The following is a 16,203-nucleotide window of genomic DNA, read 5'->3' as shown; positions in this document are numbered from 1 at the left end:
CTGAAGCACAATAGTGGTATGCTGATTGCAAGGCCGCAGCGATCGTGCCTGCGTGCTGGTTCCTGAAGAGAGGCAATCATGGCAACCATCATGGCGAACGGCCTCAACATAGCTTATGAGAGCCACGGCAACCCCGATGACCCGTGCGTGCTGCTGGTCATGGGCCTGGGCATGCAACTGATTGCCTGGCCGGCGGACTTCGTCGAAGGCATCGTCGAGCAAGGTTACCGGGTGGTGCGTTTCGACAACCGCGACAGCGGCCTGTCGAGCAAGATGGCGCTGGCGGGCAAGCCGTATCTGCCGCTGGCCTACGTGAAAAACCTGCTGGGCTGGCCCCTCAAGACTTCCTACACCCTCGATGACATGGCGGACGACGCGCTGGGCTTGCTGGCATCCCTGCGGATTGCCCAGGCGCACGTGATCGGCGTATCGATGGGCGGCATGATCGCGCAAGTGATGGCGGCGCGCGCGCCGCTGCAGGTGCTCAGCCTGACGTCCATCATGTCGAGCAGCGGCCGGCGCGGCTTGCCCGGCCCCACGCGGGCCGCGCGCAATGCGCTGCTGCAACGCCCGAAACGCAACGCCAGCCGCGCCGAACTGATGGCGCACATGGCCGCCACCGTGCGCGTGATCGGCAGTCCCGCCTATCCCGTGTCGGAAAAACTGCTGTACCAGCGCATCGAAGCGGCGCTGCAGCGGGGCAGTTGCCCCGAAGGCGTGGCGCGGCAAATGGTGGCGATCGCCGCCTCGGGCGAGCGTACGGCCTTGCTGCCGAGCATCAGTTGCCCGGCGCTCGTGATCCATGGCGCGGCCGACCCCTTGATCCCCGTCGCCTGCGGCATCGATACGGCGGCGCTGATCCCCGGAGCCCGGCTGGAAGTGATCGAAGGCATGGGGCACGACATGCCGCCCCAGCTGATCGAGCGCCTGCTCGCCTTGATCGATGTGCATCTGCAAGGTAAGATGGCGCCCCAGATGCGCTCCCAGCCAGCTTGAGCCAGGCGCGCCCACCACTTGACTAGCCAGGCATATTTTGAAGACACCTGAGATTGGCATTGCCATCGTCGCGCCGGGCGGTTGTGCGCCCGACGAGGCGGCTTTGGCGCGCGGCATCGCCCGCTTGCAGGCGCAAGGCGCCACCGTCCACAATTACTACGACCCCGACCACACATTCCAGCGCTTCGGCGGCACGGATGCGGGCCGCCTGGCGCAGTTGAACGCGGCCGCCGCCGACCCGGCCGTGCAAGTGGTGATCGCCTTGCGCGGCAGCTACGGCATCAGCCGCATCCTGCCCGACATCGATTTCGACCGCATGGCCGACAGCGGCAAGCTGTTTGTCGGCTACAGCGATTTTACGGCCTTCCACATGGGCTTGCTGGCAAAAACGGGGCGCGCCAGCTTTGCCGGCCCCATGATCTGTGACGATTTTATCCGCGACGAGCCCGAGCAATTTACGCTGGATCAACTGTGGTCGTGCCTGGCCGGTCCCACGCACACGGTCACGGGCGCGGCGGCGGGCAATCCGCAGGTAGAGCTGAGCGGGCAACTGTGGGGCGGCAACCTGGCCATGCTGGTTCACTTGCTGGGCACGCCGTATTTCCCCCAGATCGATGGCGGCATCCTGTTCCTGGAAGACGTCAACGAACACCCGTACCGGGTCGAGCGCATGCTGCTGCAACTGCTGCACGCGGGCGTGATCCAGCGCCAGCAAGCGGTTGTGCTCGGTGACTTTTCCGGCTATAAACTGAGCCCGATGGACAAGGGCTACGATGTCGATGCCATGCTGGCCTACGTGCGCGAGCGCCTGCCCGTGCCCGTGTTGACGGGACTGGAATTCGGCCACATCCGCCGCCGCGTCACCTTGCCGTTCGGCGGCCAGGCGCGGCTGCAATCGGATGCGTCCGGCTTCAGCCTGCAGGTGGGCGATTACCCGACCCTGGCGCGCCCCTGAACGTCCTGCACTCCGCGGGCGCCAAGCCCGGACGCCTGCTGCAGCTCGATGTGCTGCGCGGCATCGCCGTGTTTGGCATCTTGCTGGTGAATATATGGTCGTTCGCCTGGGGCAGCCTGTCCTTGCGCTACGGCACCTTGCCGGCGCAGCCTCCCGTGCTCGACCAGCTCGTCATTTTTGGCGTGGCGGCGTTGGCGCAATTCAAGTTTTACCCCATCTTCGCTTTTCTGTTCGGCGCCGGTTTTGCCCTGCAGACACGTTCCCTGCGGCGACAGCTGGGTAGCTGGGAGGCGGCGCAAGCGGCTTACCGGCGCCGTTTGCGCTGGCTGCTCGTGTTCGGCCTGCTGCACGGCTTCTGCATCTGGAGCGGCGACGTGCTGACCTCGTATGCCGTCGCCGGCATGCTGGTCCTGCCCCTGCTGTCCGCCAGGCTCAGCCGCGTGCGCAACCGCGCCTGGCTGGTGGCGGCCGGTTTTCTATTATTCATGTGCCTGTTGATTCCTGTGGGCCAGCAGGGCGGCGCGCCGGACATCGCGCGCGACCTGCAAGCCTTTGCGGAGCGCTACGCGGTCTACACGCAGGGCGGCGCATGGGCTGTCGCCAGGCTGCGCGCCAACGATTTCCTCGTCTCCTTGCTGTACTCGGCCGTCATGCTGCCGCATATCATCGTGCTGTTCTTGCTGGGCATCTTGTCCGTGCGTTTCGGCTGGCTGACGCAGCCGCAGCGCCACCAGCACCTGTGGCGCCGGGTGCGTGCCGTGGGACTGGGCGCGGGCTTGCCGTTCAACCTGCTGGCGGCGGGGGCCGTCGCGTGGCAGGTGGCCGATCCGTATCAAACCGTGTTTGACACGGCCCTGTTCGAAGTGGGCCTGTTCGCCGGCGGCCCCGTGCTGGCGGCCGGCTATGTGGCCGCGCTGATGCTGGCCGGCCCCTTCATGTTGCGCTGGCTCGGTGCATGGCTGGCGCCCGTGGGACGCATGGCGCTGAGCAATTACCTGCTGCAATCGCTGATCGGCACCTGGCTGCTGCAGGGGCCGGGCCTGGGCTGGGGCGCAACACTGCGTCCCGCCGAGATGCTGGGCCTGGCGGTCGTGATGATGGCGGGGCAGGTGCTGCTGAGCCGCTACTGGCTGCGCCATTTCAGGCAAGGTCCCATGGAAGCGCTGTGGCGCCGCCTGGCGCGCCTGCCTTAATCCGTACCCCAGTCGAAGGCACTTTGCGCCGCGGCCGGTGGCGGCTTGGCCCTGGCGGACGGTACCAGCGGATTGTCGACGGCATGCCATTCGAACAAGTCCACGTCGAGCATGCAGGTGCGCGCCAGGTGCAGCGCCTGCTCGGGCGTCAGGGCGGGGTCCAGCCAACGGTGCGCGTCTTCCCGGCTGACGGCCACGGGGCGGCGGTCGTGGATATCGACCATGCCGCCCATACTGTCGGCCGTCACCAGCACGAAGCCCGCTTCTTCCCGATTGACCTTGTAGGGACCGAACTGGGCCAGCGCCAGCAGGAACAGGGGCGCGCGGTCCTTGCGGTGAATGTGCCATGGTTGCTTGCCGCCTTTCTCGCCCGTCCATTCATACCAGCCGGAAACGCAGACGATGCCGCGCCCCGCGCGCAGCAAGGGTTTCCAGTAGGCGCCGGCGAGCTTTTCCAGGCGGGCATTGATGGCGATGGGGATTTTTTTCTTGCCGGGAGCGGGCGTGGCCGCGGCGGCCCAGGCGGGGCGGTAGCCCCAGAAGACATCGTCGACCCGGTGCACGCCATCCTGGATGTGCAGGATGGGCCGGTAGGTGCCGGGCGAGACGTTCAGGTGCGGTTCCGCCTCGCTGTCGAACACCGCGTCGGTCCAGCCGAAGGATGACGCCAGCACGCGCGCCGTGTCATTTTGATCGAATCGTCCACACATGGGGAAATCATACCCGATCGCCTGCCGGCGCGAGCGCGGCGCGCGCCCTTTTCGTGAGTGTGGTCAAACGTACAGACGTGGGCGGCCGCAAGGCGCACAGTGGAAGCCAGTCAGATCCCTGACGCTTCTTGCATCGGAGGAATTATGCCTTTTGAAAATCCCACCATCCACAAGGGTTTTACCATCAGCGCCACGGCCAGCCAGCGCCGCGATGGCCGCTGGGTCGGCTCGTATGTCAGCCAGAACCAGGCGTGCGGCGCGTATGCGGATACCTGCGATTACGACGATTGCAGCAATGAAAAAGAGGCGCAGCAACTGGCGCTGTCCGTCGGCTGGCGCCTGGCCGATGGCGCGCCGGCACGCTGAGACCGCTTGCGGGTCAGTGTTTTCGCCGCAGGGCCAGCAGCAAGCCGGCCACGGGGAACAGCAGGGCGGTACCCAGCCGGACGGAGGTCAAAGAAGCGGCTTCCACGCCCACCACATGGGGCAAGGCCAGCAGCAACAGGGGCGTGGGCACGGCGATGGCGAAGAAAAACAGGTACCACGAATAACCATTCTTCTTGGCCAACAAGGCAATCAGGGCGCAGCCGACGAGGAAGACCAGCGGCAAGTTCACATATTCCATGGTTTTGCGTTTTCATCCGGGAAAGCGCGTCATTATACGCGCGCCCGGGTGGGCCGGACGGGCTTGCCGGCGTCAGTTGCCGACGAAATCCGGCGGTTGCGGCGCCTGCGTACCAGCCTGTGTACCGGCCTGCGTGTCCGCGAGCGGCGCCTCGGCCGGCAGCAGCGCCTTGATGGCGCCGTTATAGATGAGTTCCTGGGCGTACGCCGAGGCCTCGATCAAGGCCGCATGCACGGATTTGAAACTGCTCGGCGTTTCAATCAGCACGGGCTTGGCATACGCCTGCAAGGTATCGCCGCGTTTGCTGATCAAGATCATGCCCCGGTAGCGCCCATCCTTCTCCAGCGCCCCCGTCACATGAAATTCATAACCCCTGATCTGGTGTTTTTGTTCCTGATCCATGTCTCCCGCCTCCAGACCTGATTGTCGTGGCCCAGACCTGCTTACGCGTATCGAACAGCAGAGTGTTTGATCTGAATCAAGACCGCCATTTCAAGCCACGATTCAACGAACGTCGCGACGGCAGCGGCAAGCGTAGCGAGCGGAGCGGATGTGTGGCTGAGAAGCGCAACCGTACATTGGTACGGTGAGCATCGCCAGCCGCAAAGCCGCCCGCGCAGTAGCTTGCGGCTGCCGTCATCATCCAGCGCGGATGGCGCGGATCTGCTGGGCCGTTTCTTCGATTTCCCGATACGCTTCCTGGATGTAGCCATTGATCGGGTGCCCGTCCATCCACTCGAAATAGGCGCGCTCGTCGTGTTTGATGGCAAAAGGGACGTGGTGGTCGCGTATCGATTCGGCCGTTTCGCGCACCAGCGCGGCAAAAAGCAGCTCCAGAGTTTCCATGATGGTCACCTTGCGAGACAGGAATGCAGAGCCTTGAATGTAGCACAAAGTGGCGCGTCGCCTGCGCCGCCGGCCATGGCGTGCGCAGGCCTTGCCCGGCCTCAGGCCGGATGGCCGAGATGCTCGTACAGGATCACGCAGCCGATGACGATCAGCACCAGGCCGCCCACCAGCTCGGCGCGCCGGCCCGCCACCGTGCCCAGCACGCGGCCCAGCATCACGCCCAGGGTGACCATGACGAAGGTGGAAAAGCCGATGGCGGCCGCCGTCACGACGATGTTGGCGCCCAGCAAAGCCAGGCCCGCACCCACCACCATGGCGTCGATGCTGGTGGCCAGGCCCGTCACGGCCAGCACCCAGAACGAGTGCGACTGGGCCGGCGCTTCTTCTTCGTCGGCATCGGAAAGGGCATTGCGTATCATCAGCAAGCCGATGATGCCCAGCAGGCTGAAGGCGATCCAGTGGTCCCACGCTTCCACGTAGGGCGCGGCCACGCTGCCCAGGGCCCAGCCGATGATGGGCGTGATGGCTTCGATGACGCCAAAGATCAGCCCAGTGCGCAGCGCTTCGCGCCATTGCGGCTTGTGCAGGGCGGCGCCCTTGCCCACGGCGGCCGCGAAGGCATCGGTGGACATGGCAAGCGAGAGGGCGGCGGTGGCGGCGAAATTCATCGTTGGCTTTCAGTAAAACCTGGCTGGGATAATAAAGCAGCAACGCCGAAGAAAACCGTAGCGAGCGGAAGGGAGGCTCGGCGCCCCCGTTGGCCCGAGAAGCGCAACTGTACGGAGTACGGGGCCGCCGAGGCAGTGAGCATCGCAGGCCGTAAATCACGACGCGCAGTAGGTTTTATAGGCGTTTAACGCAAACCCGGCGATTTTACCCTACGTACAGCACCACCAAGGAGGCCAGCAGGCAATATGCGCCAAAGAAATGCCAGCGCCCCTGTTCCAGCCAGCGCGACAGCCAGCGCAGGGCCAGCAAGCCGGCCAGGAACGACAGCAGCATGCCCAGCAGGCTGGGGCCGAGCAGGTGCAGCAGGCTGTTGCCGTGCTCCAGATGATCGAGGCTGCCGTTTGCCACGGCCTGGTAGAAGCGCCAGCCTTCCTTGACCAGCACGGCCGGCGTCAGCACGACGGCCAGGGCGAAGCTGAATTCTTCCGCGCGGCGCTGCGGCACGCCCATGGCGATGCCGGCGGAAATGGTGGCGCCCGAGCGGGAAAAGCCCCGGAAGGGCAGGCACAGTCCCTGCACGGCGCCGATCACCATCGCCTTGCCGATGGACAAGGTGCCATGCTGGCGCGCCTGCAGGCGCGAGGATACAATGATCAGCACGCCTGCGGCGGCCAGGGCGGCGGCCATCAGTTTTGCGTTGCCGAACAGGTGCTCGATTTCAAAGCCCGGCGCATCCTTGCTCATGACGTGTGTAATGCCTTTCAGCAAGCCAAAGCCGACGATGCCCGTCAGGGCCGTGGCGGCCACGAGCAGCAAGGCATTGCTGCGGAAGGCAGTGGCCGAGCTGAAATACGTGGCGCGCCAGGATTTCCAGAAATACACGATGACGGCGAACATGGTGCCCGTGTGCAGCATCACCAGCAGCATGGTCAGCTCCGGTGACGTCGGGTCCAGGCCCATCAGTTTTTCTGCCATGATGACGTGGGCGGAGCTGGACACGGGCAGCAGCTCGGCGAAGCCCTGGACGATGGAAAGAATAAATAGTTGTAAAAAACTCATGGGTATCTGTACTCGGCGCGGGGGAATAGGGGTCGCCGATTTTACCCGCCGGATGCGGCGGGCACGTCCCGCGCCAGATTACAGTTTGTCCATGTTGGCGCAGGCGAGCGCGACGCCCAGCGCCACCAGGACCGCGCCGATCAGCCGGTCGATGCTCCGCTGGTGGCTGACCATGCGCATGCGGAAGCGCGCTTGCGAGAAAAAGACGGCCACCAGGGCGAACCAGGCCAGGTGGATGGCGGACATGCACAGCCCGTAGCCGAACTGGACTGCCAACGGCGTGCCGGGCTGCACCACCTGGGTGTAGGTACTGATGACAAACAGGGTCGTTTTCGGGTTCAGGGCATTGGTCAGTAAGCCGTTGAGCAAGATTTGACGCCGGGGCACGCTGCTGCCGCCGTGCAGGTCGATGACGAGTCCGGCGCGGTTGGCCCAGGTTTTCCAGCCGATCACGGCCAGGTAGAGGGCGCCGGCCAGCTTGATCGCCGTAAATAGTCCAGGCGAACCGGCGATGAGCAGCGCTACGCCAAACATCGTATAGAACACGTGCACTTGCACGCCCAGCGCGATGCCGAGCGCGGCCAGCAGGCCGGCACGGCGGCCATGCAGATAGCTGTTGCGCGTGACCATCGCGAAATCGGGGCCCGGAACGATGGAGGCCAGCAGGGTAATCAGGGCAACGGCAAGCAATGCAATCATGTGTCTTCCTTGGGCAGTGGTGGCGCCCGCACGGCCATCGGTGACAATTTCTCGCCTGTTTGGCAAGGGCGCGGCGCGCATGCGGGCTGCCGGAAGACAAATTATCCCTATAATAGCCTTCTATGAAAAACGATGATATCTTGCGGATATGTGTGAGAAAAAGTGACAGATCATGACTAGACAGACGGCGCTGGGCTCCTTGCGGTTCTTCGAGGCTGCGGCCAGGCTGGGCAGTTTCGTCCAGGCGGCCGCGGAGTTGCACGTCACGCATGGTGCGGTCAGCCGGCAAATCCGCCTGCTGGAAACGTCGCTGGGCACGCCCCTGTTCGAACGCCGCAACCGCGGCGTGTTCCTCCTGCCGGCGGGCGCGCAGCTGCGCGATGCCGTCCAGCAAGCATTCGAGCGGCTCGACGCCGCCCTCGAAGCCGTGCGCCAGCCGGTGCGCCAGGGGCCGCTGGTGGTGTCGTGCGAGCCGACGATCGCGATGAAATGGCTGATACCGCGCCTCGGCGACTTTTACCAGCGCCATCCCGAGGTGCCGCTGCACCTGTTCGCCTCGGGCGGGCCGGTGGCGTTCCAGCGCGACGCGGTGGACGTGGCGCTGCGCCGCAACGATTTTCTGTGGGATGCGGGCTTGCATGCGGAAAAGGTGTGCGATGAATGGATCGCGCCCGTGTGCGCGCCGGCCCTGCTGCGGCAAGGCCGGCTGGACCTGTCCGCGCAGCGCCTGCTGCACACGGCGTCGCGCCCTGCCGCCTGGACCCACTGGCGCGACGCCGGCAAGGATGCCGACGGCGGCGGCCAGGGCGGCAGCCAGACCTACGAGCACTTCTATCTGAGCCTGCAAGCGGCTTGCGCCGGCCTCGGCGTGGCCATCGGCTCAGTCTTCATGGCGCGCGAAGACCTCGACAGCGGGCGCCTGGTCGCGCCCTTCGGTTTCCGGCGCGACGGCAGCAGCTATTTCCTGTTGTCGCCGCTGCCATTCGATGGCGACGCGCGCCGCACCACCTTGCTGCACTGGCTGCGCGAGCAGATGGGGCAGGCGTTGCCGGCGCCGTAGCCGCGCCCGTCCCCGTCCCGCTTATTGCGGCGGCGTGGCCGGCTTGAAGACGCTGCGAAACGCTTTCAGGGCGGCCGGGTGATAGATCGTGCCGTGGGTTTCTTCCGGCATCTTTTCCACATGCCATTGCAAGCCGCGCGGCGCCTGTTTTTCCAGCACGTCGGCCAGGCGCTGCACTTCCACGGCGATGCCTGCTTCGCTGCTGGACGCCAGGTACAGGCTGTGCTTGCCCGGCGTGCCTTTCGCCAGCAGGGCCGCCGCCTGGCGCGGCAGGGCGCCATGATTCCACCACAGGCTGGGGTCGAACGCCACGTAATGGTCGAACAGTTGCGGTTCCAGCAGATAGGTTTCCACCACGAACAGGCCCCCCAGCGATTCGCCGACGATGGCCGTCTCGCCCGTCGTGCGGTAGCGGCGCTTGATTTCTGGCATCAGCTCATCGCGGATGAAGGTCCGGTAGGCGGCCGCGCCACCCACGACGGGGGCGATCTTGCGGTCTTCCGCATTCCCGGTCGGGCCCGTCAGGTCGCGCCGGCGCTGCGTGTTTTGCATGCCGACCAGCATGAAGGGGCGCATCGTGCCATTCGCCACGGACACTTGCAGCAAGCCGGCCACGTGCAAAAAGTCTTCGGCCACGCCGCCGTCCGGCATGTACAGCACGGGCAGCGGAGCGTCGGGGGGCGTATCCCAGGCGCGCGCCATGTACACATTGATGTGGCGTTTTTCTTTCAGCGCCTGCGAATCGATGCTGAAACTTTCGCCGATGACGAGCGGCGTGGCTGCGCTGGAGGAAGCGGTAGCGGCGGACGCGGCAGTGGCGAGGTGGAAGGGGCTGGACAGCAGCAGGGCGGCGGTGAGGTGCAGTGCAAGGCAAGAGCGGCGCATGGTTTCCTGTGATAAGTAAGTTTGGATCGATGGCATGTACTCGTATAGACATGCCATCAAGCAATTCTATCTCATCTTTCTTGTCTTTGATGCAGCCTTACTTGATCGTCAATAGTTTTCTCTCGCGCACGATACCGGCCTTGTCGATCGTGTAGGCGACCAGCAGGGCGCCATCGTCGGCGCAGGCGTGGCAGGTGATCAGGGGCGTGGAAAACAGCACGCTCTGGCCGCCATCGCCGGTGGCCGTGCTGCCGACGAACTCGGCGGGCGCGAACGGCATGGCGTCCGGGTGGGCGGCGGTAAACGCTTGCCAGGCAGGCGTGGCCCGGTCTTCCTCGCGCACGGAGTGCTCGTCGACATCGATGGCCGCGCCATCGCTGCCGATCAGCAAGGTGCTTTCATTCGTGTTGGCGCGAAACGGATAGGTGACGGTGGCCAGCGCCACCTTGCCCAGCGGGCGCCAGGCAGAGATGTAGCCTGGCATGTTTGCCCCGACCAGCATCCTGGCGGCGGCGATGGCTTGCGGGGGCGCACCGGTACGCTTCATGGTGCGCAGCAGGCAGACGTCGGGCGCGGAGTGCGATTGCCCGGTGCGGCAGGCCGACAGCGAGCGTTCCTGCCAGACGGCACGCGCATCGATGGGCCCCGTCTCTTCGGCATGGGCGGCCTGCATGGCGGCCAAACCGGAAAAGGCCAATACGGCGCAACCGATTACATGGCGGGGAAATTGTATGGACATGGGGAACTTTCTGTAGCGGAAACAATAGAGCCTCAGATTATAGGAGGGGGCCGACGAGCTTGCGCGCACGGCTGGATGGCCGCTTGACGCCCGGCGTCCGCTCGCCGATGATGGCGCGCTGAGGTAGCCCGCCGCGCGCCCATTCAAAGGAAACCCATCTCTATGCGTCTTGCCCCAGTCATCGCCGCCGTCGCGCCGTACTGGCGCGCCAGTCCTGGCGCCACGCCGGCATCCCTGGCTGCCATCGAACAGGCCATGGGCCTGCCGTTGCCGCCGGATTTACACGACTTCCTGTGCTGGTCCGATGGCGGCGCAGGGGATGTCGATGGGCAATCGCTGTCGTTGTGGCCCGTGCGCGAGCTGGTGGCGCTGAATGGCGCGTATCAACTGCAGCGCTACCTGGGCGGCCAGTGCCTGGGGATCGGTTCCGATGGCGGGCCGCTATGCCTGCTGCTCGATTATCGCGCGGGCGCGGCGCCGGCCCTGGCGTACGTCAACTTCGGCGACCTCGATCCGGCCGAGGTACGCGTCATCGCCCCCGCGTTCGGCGAGGGCATGGCCTTGCTGGCGGCCGGCTTGCGCCTCGATTAACGCTTTTTGGCCGCCGCCTGGCGCAAGGCCTTCGCTTCCTGCTTGTTGGGGATGTGCGGGCGCGTGGCCAGCACCGCCTTGACGGCGGCGATGGCGGCGCCGAACTGCTGCTCGGCCTGCTCTGGGGTGGCGCCTGCATAATCCTGCTGGTTGGATTGCGCGGCACGCAGCCAGCGCAGCAGCGCCAGCAATTGCTTGCCGTGCAGGCTGGCCAGGTCTTGCGCCAGTACCTGCTTGCTCAGCGCACCGTCCACGTGATCGGGATCGAGCAGGCGCAGCAGGGCCAGGCCTGCCGGCTGGGCGACGGGTGTCAGTTTGGGTTTATCCACCGGCAGCCTTAGGGATGAGTGAAGGATTACAGGTATTCCCAGATTTCATCGAAGGTTTCACGCGCGAAATCGTTGCGCCAGGCTTCCGAATTCTTTTCGCGGCTGACGGCAAACACGGCGCGCCAGGTCTGTTTCGGCGAGCTCGTGTAGGTCGCGGCGATCTTTTGCAGGCCGGCCTTGCATTGCTCGGCCTTGCAGCCGCTCTTCGCCAGTTGCTGGGCGGCAGGCGCCCATGCCAGCGGTACCTTGACGATCTGGCATTCGAAGCTGACGGCGGCCGTCTGGATGCCGTTTTCCACCGTCACCGGGTCCGCCTTGGTGGCCTGGCACACGGCGCCCTTCTTGGCGGCGATGACGTTTGCCGCCAGCAATTCGGCGGCCGGCGTCACGGCCGCGCGCATGGTTGCGGGGAACAGGTCGGCGATCAGCTTGCCCGTCTCCGTTGGAAACTTGGCGTCCGCTTCCTTCATGTCGCCGTACGACGCGTATTCGGCGCTCTGGTGGCCGGCCAGGCGGGTGGGGCGCAGGTAGGCGTTGAGCTTGGCGACGCTGGCTTCATCCAGGTTGATGATGGTCTTGATGTACAGGTTGGCCGCATCGAGCGGGGCCAGTTCCGCGGCGTCGGCGGCGATGGCGGGCTGGGCCAGCGCCACGGCGGCGGCAAAGCTTGCTGCCAGCAGGACGGTGCGCGATGTTTGTTGTGTTTGATGCATGTATTTTCTCCACGATTCAATGTCAGGCGCCAAAAGATGCCTTAAGGCAACTCTGGCGCCGCGCATTATATATGGTGAAAGTCATAACGTTGCGCACATTAGGCGCCGGTCTTGCTGGCCGCTTCCAGCAAGGCCAGCAGCAGCTCCTTGCGCCGGCCTTGCGCCTTGCGCGCCAGGGCCGCCAGTTTTTCCAGCTTGCCCCAGATGGGGTACAGCATGTGCTCGACCGGATAGCCTTCCAGCCCTTGCAGTTGCTGGCAGAACAGTTCCAGTTTCTCCACCTCTTCCAGTTCCGCCTGGATTTTGACTTTGGCGTTATCCGTGCACGCGCGCAGGCAGGCCGCCAGCACGGGGATGGACTCCGTCGTCACGCCATGCCGTTCGGCGAAGGCGGCCGTGAACTGATCCTGCACGGACTGGTGCTCCTCGTCGACGTTGGCCATGTAGTGCTGCACCAGCGGGAAATGGCGTGCGTCGAGCAAGCCCAGGCCAAACGTGGCGTAACTGCCGGGCATGCAATTCTTTTCGCCTTCCGTGTCGGCATAGAACTCGTATTGCTCGATGGCGGCGCGCGCATACGCTTCCAGTTGCGGCTGCAGCGATGCATGGGCGAGGGCGTTGGCAAAGAAGCGGTGGGTGTCGGAGCGGGCCAGGCCTTTCAAGGGCAGATATTCCTTGACCTTCGATTTGAGCTTGATCCGGTAGCTTTTCGGGAAGCCGTTGTTCAGCAGGTGCGTGATGAACGCCAGCGCCTGCGCATACGCGCCTTCTTCTTCCTGGGCAATCGTGATGCTGATCGTGGCAAACACGTCGTTGGCGCGGCATTCCAGCAGCGCATTTTTGACGTGGATGTCGCCGTCGGGGAAGGTGCCGCTGCCTTCCTTGAGCATGCGCACGGCCCGTTCACTGCCCAGTTCGCGCGCGATTTCCAGGAATTTCAGGCCCGTCGATTTGGCGTAGCTCGGTTCGTGGCGCAAGATCATCACGGCCCCGTACAGCAGCAGGTCGATCGGTGCCAGCGCCTGGGCATCGGGCGCCGCGCCCGCTTTCAAGGTGTATTCCGTGCCGCTGTAGCTTGAGGTTTGCACGTCATAGAACTGCGGCAAGAACTGTTTTTCCGCCCAGGCCGACACGGCCTGGATGATGTCGCTGCGATGTTCGGCCAGCGCTTGCGGGCGCGACTTGTTCAGTTGCTCGATGCGCTCGAATTGTGCGATGGTCCAGGCGATATCGGGCTGCGGAAACAGCTGGGGATCGAGCAGGTGGCGCGCCAGGAAGAAGGTTTCCAGCTTTTTCGTCGGCCGGTTGCCGCGCTCGAGTTTCTGCTCGACGTAGCTGTGGATGCGCGCGAGCAGGGCGCTGCGCTTGCCTTCGTTGATATGATCGAGCAGATTCAGGTGCAGCGTGCCCTGTGCCGTCTGGAATTTGCCGCGAAAGCTGAAGCGGTAGTCGATCAGAGGCGTGTCGGCCAGCGTTGCCAGTTTCGCTTGCACCATGGCAACTAACTGGGGCGCGATGCTGTCGCGTACGACGGCTTCATCGAGGCGCGATGGCGTCCTCTGCGTGAAATCCCCGGCATCGGCCAGATGGTAATCGTCGGCCGTGGTGCGGCCGGGTTTGTAGTCGAGCAAGAGATCGTTAAAAATACCCATTTGCAAGGTGGTCCGATTCACGGCGCTGTCCAGATCGGTGCGCTTCAGGCGCTCGACAAACCACGCTTCCACGGCCGCCACCATTTCCGCCGTTGCCTGTTCCTGCAGTGTACTCATCCTCTCATGCCTTTCGGTAGTTGCGTCCCGCGGGGCAGTATACGTGATGCTGCCTTTTCGCCATGGTTTCAACCGTGCCAGCCTGATTCTTCCTGCATGCTTATCTTCCGCATAATGTTGCATTGCAGTGTATTGGTATTTCCGCACAGATCGTCAAGTAAATGCAGGTATGGCTGGACGGAAATGTTACATCTGGGTATTCTGCGCATGATACTTATTTCTATACAGAAAAAGGTAAGAGGGCGGTTCGGGGCGGCGGCAACGCGGCGCGCGCCGCCACGCAAGGTCAGGCATGCAAAGGTGAAGTCGTCCGCCAGCTGAGCGAAACTGTCAGGTTTCGGCTCGCGGCGGGCAGGGAACAGTGCTGTCATCTTTAAAATAGTAGGAGAGGTTGCTCATGGATGCAGAAAAGGATGTTGTGTACGGTACAGAAGATTTGTTGATGAGTTTGTGCAACTCGGTGGTTCGGGTGCTCAACGTTGCAACGCAAAGCAAGGTCAATTATTCAGGCATGGTGCAGCGCATCACCAAGACGGGCCTGAAGCCGGATATCGGCTGTTTCGTCATGTTCGATGGCGGTTTCACGGGCCTGGTGGTGCTCAATTTTGCCGCCGATACGGCGATGGAAATCTATGAGCGCTACATGTTGCACATGGGCATGCCGAAGTCGGAGCTGGCCAGCTTCTACACGTCGGACGAAGTGTCGAACATCATGGGCGAGCTGATGAACCAGATCGTGGGCGACTTCACGGGCAAGGTGCGGCGCGAGCTGCAAACGAATATCACCCAGAGCCAGCCGAAGATGCTGGTGCTGAACAAGCAGGTGATGCTCAGCGTCGACACGCCGCTGGACCGCCCGGAAATGCGCCGCGTCACTTTCTACACGGAAAAGAACAATATTTTCTACCTGGAACTGGCGATCGACCGTACCGAGTTCATCAAGTTGCACGATTTCGATTCCCGCGAAGTCGACGCCGACTCGCTGATGGATGGCGAATTCGCGAACCGCGAACGGGACGCCGCCCCGGCGCCTGCCGCGGAACCGGAAGACGACGACAACGCCGACCTGCTCAAGTCCCTGGGCATGTAAGCGGATGTGGCTGACCAGGGCTGGCGGCAAACCTGCCGCCAGCCCTGGTCGCATGCCGCCTACAGGGTCTTGCTCATGAATACCCGGCTCGTCCCCTCGGGACTGCAGGCAATTTCGCCGAAGCGGCGCCAGCCGCGCCGCTCGTAAAACTCGGGCGCCTGGAAAGTGATGGTGTACAGCACCGCCGAGGCGCAGCCGCGCCGGCGCCCTTCCTCTTCGAACTGCGCCAGTATCCGGCTGCCCAGTCCCAGTCCCCGCAAGGCGGCGGGCAAATAAAACAAATCGAGAAACAGCAGGCCCAGCGAAGTCCGGCCCATGGCGCCGCCCAGCACCCGCTGGCTGTCGCGGTCGCGCACGACGACGCTCAATACCTGCCTGTCGCTATAGCCGGTGATGGCATCGTTGTAGGCATTCAAGCCCTCGAGGATGGTTTGCTCGATCTCCGCGTCGATCGTGGCGCTGACGCAGATGGTGTAAGGTAATTGGATGGGCGGGTGTGCAGACATGCTCGAAAAGGGGATAATAAATAACTGTATGAATATACAGTATTTCACCTGTTCGCGTCTATTTTATTGCGGAAACGTCAATGTTTCCATCCTGCGAATGCCGACCATGCCGCGTTGCTGGCTGTCATCGAGCGACCAGTACTCGAGCGCATACGCATAACTGCCGTCGATGATGGTCAGCGACTCCTTCTGGCGGCCGTTGGGCGCCTTGTAGTACAGGCGCCGCGCGGGCCTGCCATCGACCTGCTGCTTGAACGATTGCGGCGAAATGTGGGCGCGCTTGCCCGTCTTGCCTGCCATCGACATGGCCGTGATCGTCACATAGGCCCGATCCGGGCACCGCGCCAGCAGGTGCGCGCCGCTCAGGACGGTCGCTGGCGCCTGTTCCAGCGGGAAACCGAACGGCTGCATGCCGACGATATCCTCGCACCCCATCTGTTGCGCCAGGCTGCTCAGCACGGCCGGATCGAGCGCGCTGGTATAGTGTTTTTCAGCGGCCTGCGCCTGTCCCAGCGCCAGGCGGCGCTCCAGCTCGGCCAGCGAAATGTCGCTGGGCACGGGCAGCGGTGCCGGGGCGTCCGGATCGGCGGCGCTGGACGTTTCCGCCTGCATGCGCGCGACAACGGAGTGGCTGCGCTCGGCGGCGGCGATCCCATCGTGGGCATGGGCGGATGGCGCGGCGCCGGCAAAGGCCATGGCCAGCGCCAGGGTCGTGTGTTTCAGCATGAAAACTCCTGCAATCGGATACAAGTGGCCCGCATTGTGT

Annotated in this window: 21 protein-coding genes; 7 read left to right on the top strand and 14 right to left on the bottom strand. The window is 64.0% G+C overall.

Annotated elements, in window-relative coordinates; all coding sequences use genetic code 11:
- Window positions 1-78: 78 nt before the first annotated feature.
- From O3299_RS07880 to O3299_RS07870, 3 genes are read left to right on the top strand one after another with little or no spacing between them, the layout of a single operon-like run.
- The gene (locus O3299_RS07880) at window positions 79-996 is read left to right on the top strand and encodes an alpha/beta fold hydrolase (RefSeq protein WP_251348585.1); all 918 of its coding nucleotides are present in this window, start codon (window positions 79-81) and stop codon (window positions 994-996) included.
- Between the two features lie 37 nt (window positions 997-1,033).
- On the top strand, window positions 1,034-1,951 hold the full coding sequence (ldcA, locus tag O3299_RS07875; protein WP_305059450.1) for a muramoyltetrapeptide carboxypeptidase: 918 nt from the start codon (window positions 1,034-1,036) through the stop codon (window positions 1,949-1,951).
- A 50-nt stretch (window positions 1,952-2,001) separates the two neighbouring features.
- On the top strand, window positions 2,002-3,144 hold the full coding sequence (locus O3299_RS07870; RefSeq protein WP_305061985.1) for a DUF418 domain-containing protein: 1,143 nt from the start codon (window positions 2,002-2,004) through the stop codon (window positions 3,142-3,144).
- On the opposite strand, the gene O3299_RS07865 is transcribed toward O3299_RS07870, so the two are convergent.
- Window positions 3,141-3,854: an SOS response-associated peptidase gene (locus tag O3299_RS07865; protein WP_305061984.1), complete on the bottom strand. Its 714-nt coding sequence runs from the start codon at window positions 3,852-3,854 to the stop codon at window positions 3,141-3,143. The genes O3299_RS07870 and O3299_RS07865 overlap by 4 nt on opposite strands.
- A 144-nt stretch (window positions 3,855-3,998) precedes the next feature.
- Here O3299_RS07865 and O3299_RS07860 point away from each other — a divergent pair, with 144 nt between their 5' ends.
- On the top strand, window positions 3,999-4,220 hold the full coding sequence (locus O3299_RS07860; RefSeq protein ID WP_305052075.1) for a hypothetical protein: 222 nt from the start codon (window positions 3,999-4,001) through the stop codon (window positions 4,218-4,220).
- 13 nt (window positions 4,221-4,233) lie between these two features.
- Here O3299_RS07860 and O3299_RS07855 read toward each other — a convergent pair whose 3' ends face one another.
- From O3299_RS07855 to O3299_RS07830, 6 genes are all read right to left on the bottom strand, one after another.
- Window positions 4,234-4,479: a hypothetical protein gene (locus O3299_RS07855; RefSeq protein ID WP_289914652.1), complete on the bottom strand. Its 246-nt coding sequence runs from the start codon at window positions 4,477-4,479 to the stop codon at window positions 4,234-4,236.
- A 72-nt stretch (window positions 4,480-4,551) separates the two neighbouring features.
- On the bottom strand, window positions 4,552-4,881 hold the full coding sequence (locus O3299_RS07850) for a hypothetical protein (protein WP_289914654.1): 330 nt from the start codon (window positions 4,879-4,881) through the stop codon (window positions 4,552-4,554).
- 237 nt (window positions 4,882-5,118) lie between these two features.
- On the bottom strand, window positions 5,119-5,325 hold the full coding sequence (locus O3299_RS07845; RefSeq protein WP_289897799.1) for a hypothetical protein: 207 nt from the start codon (window positions 5,323-5,325) through the stop codon (window positions 5,119-5,121).
- Window positions 5,326-5,426: 101 nt separating this feature from the next.
- Window positions 5,427-5,996, bottom strand: coding sequence for a manganese efflux pump MntP (gene mntP, locus O3299_RS07840; protein ID WP_289897800.1), 570 nt, complete (start codon window positions 5,994-5,996; stop codon window positions 5,427-5,429).
- 205 nt (window positions 5,997-6,201) lie between these two features.
- The gene (locus tag O3299_RS07835) at window positions 6,202-7,056 is read right to left on the bottom strand and encodes an undecaprenyl-diphosphate phosphatase (protein WP_099667861.1); all 855 of its coding nucleotides are present in this window, start codon (window positions 7,054-7,056) and stop codon (window positions 6,202-6,204) included.
- A gap of 78 nt (window positions 7,057-7,134) precedes the next feature.
- Window positions 7,135-7,755, bottom strand: coding sequence for a LysE family translocator (locus tag O3299_RS07830; RefSeq protein WP_305061983.1), 621 nt, complete (start codon window positions 7,753-7,755; stop codon window positions 7,135-7,137).
- 172 nt (window positions 7,756-7,927) lie between these two features.
- Between O3299_RS07830 and O3299_RS07825 the strand changes: the two genes are divergently transcribed.
- Window positions 7,928-8,815, top strand: a complete 888-nt coding sequence (locus tag O3299_RS07825) for a LysR substrate-binding domain-containing protein (RefSeq protein ID WP_305061982.1) — start codon at window positions 7,928-7,930, stop codon at window positions 8,813-8,815.
- Between the two features lie 21 nt (window positions 8,816-8,836).
- Here O3299_RS07825 and O3299_RS07820 read toward each other — a convergent pair whose 3' ends face one another.
- Window positions 8,837-9,700, bottom strand: a complete 864-nt coding sequence (locus tag O3299_RS07820; RefSeq protein ID WP_305061981.1) for an alpha/beta hydrolase — start codon at window positions 9,698-9,700, stop codon at window positions 8,837-8,839.
- Window positions 9,701-9,797: 97 nt separating this feature from the next.
- The gene (locus O3299_RS07815) at window positions 9,798-10,439 is read right to left on the bottom strand and encodes a hypothetical protein (protein WP_289914667.1); all 642 of its coding nucleotides are present in this window, start codon (window positions 10,437-10,439) and stop codon (window positions 9,798-9,800) included.
- 162 nt (window positions 10,440-10,601) lie between these two features.
- On the opposite strand from O3299_RS07815, the gene O3299_RS07810 reads away from it, so the two are divergent.
- Window positions 10,602-11,030 carry an SMI1/KNR4 family protein gene (locus tag O3299_RS07810; RefSeq protein WP_305052069.1) on the top strand — a complete coding sequence of 143 codons (429 nt, stop codon included), beginning with the start codon at window positions 10,602-10,604 and terminating at the stop codon, window positions 11,028-11,030.
- Here the strand turns inward: O3299_RS07810 and O3299_RS07805 are convergent.
- The 3 genes from O3299_RS07805 to O3299_RS07795 form a co-directional block, all read right to left on the bottom strand.
- Complete coding sequence (locus O3299_RS07805) at window positions 11,027-11,359, bottom strand: hypothetical protein (RefSeq protein WP_305061980.1); 333 nt, start codon at window positions 11,357-11,359, stop codon at window positions 11,027-11,029. The two genes, O3299_RS07810 and O3299_RS07805, sit on opposite strands and share 4 nt — an antisense overlap.
- A 26-nt stretch (window positions 11,360-11,385) precedes the next feature.
- Entirely contained in the window at window positions 11,386-12,072 is a 687-nt protein-coding gene (locus O3299_RS07800; RefSeq protein ID WP_305052068.1) for a hypothetical protein, read from the bottom strand.
- A gap of 98 nt (window positions 12,073-12,170) precedes the next feature.
- Window positions 12,171-13,841: a DUF6138 family protein gene (locus O3299_RS07795; RefSeq protein ID WP_305061979.1), complete on the bottom strand. Its 1,671-nt coding sequence runs from the start codon at window positions 13,839-13,841 to the stop codon at window positions 12,171-12,173.
- Window positions 13,842-14,238: 397 nt separating this feature from the next.
- On the opposite strand from O3299_RS07795, the gene O3299_RS07790 reads away from it, so the two are divergent.
- Entirely contained in the window at window positions 14,239-14,931 is a 693-nt protein-coding gene (locus O3299_RS07790) for a DUF3334 family protein (RefSeq protein WP_034784631.1), read from the top strand.
- A gap of 59 nt (window positions 14,932-14,990) precedes the next feature.
- On the opposite strand, the gene O3299_RS07785 is transcribed toward O3299_RS07790, so the two are convergent.
- A complete protein-coding gene (locus O3299_RS07785) occupies window positions 14,991-15,437 on the bottom strand; it encodes a GNAT family N-acetyltransferase (RefSeq protein ID WP_305061978.1) in 447 nt (148 codons plus the stop codon).
- Between the two features lie 63 nt (window positions 15,438-15,500).
- Window positions 15,501-16,163 carry a hypothetical protein gene (locus O3299_RS07780; protein WP_305061977.1) on the bottom strand — a complete coding sequence of 221 codons (663 nt, stop codon included), beginning with the start codon at window positions 16,161-16,163 and terminating at the stop codon, window positions 15,501-15,503.
- Window positions 16,164-16,203 lie beyond the last annotated feature (40 nt).

The sequence above is a fragment of the Janthinobacterium sp. SUN176 genome, from assembly GCF_030587335.1.
In the GTDB taxonomy this organism is placed as follows: domain Bacteria; phylum Pseudomonadota; class Gammaproteobacteria; order Burkholderiales; family Burkholderiaceae_D; genus Janthinobacterium; species Janthinobacterium kumbetense.
The sequence above is the reverse complement of the archived record's forward strand: the minus strand, read 5'-3'. Positions and strand labels throughout refer to the sequence as shown.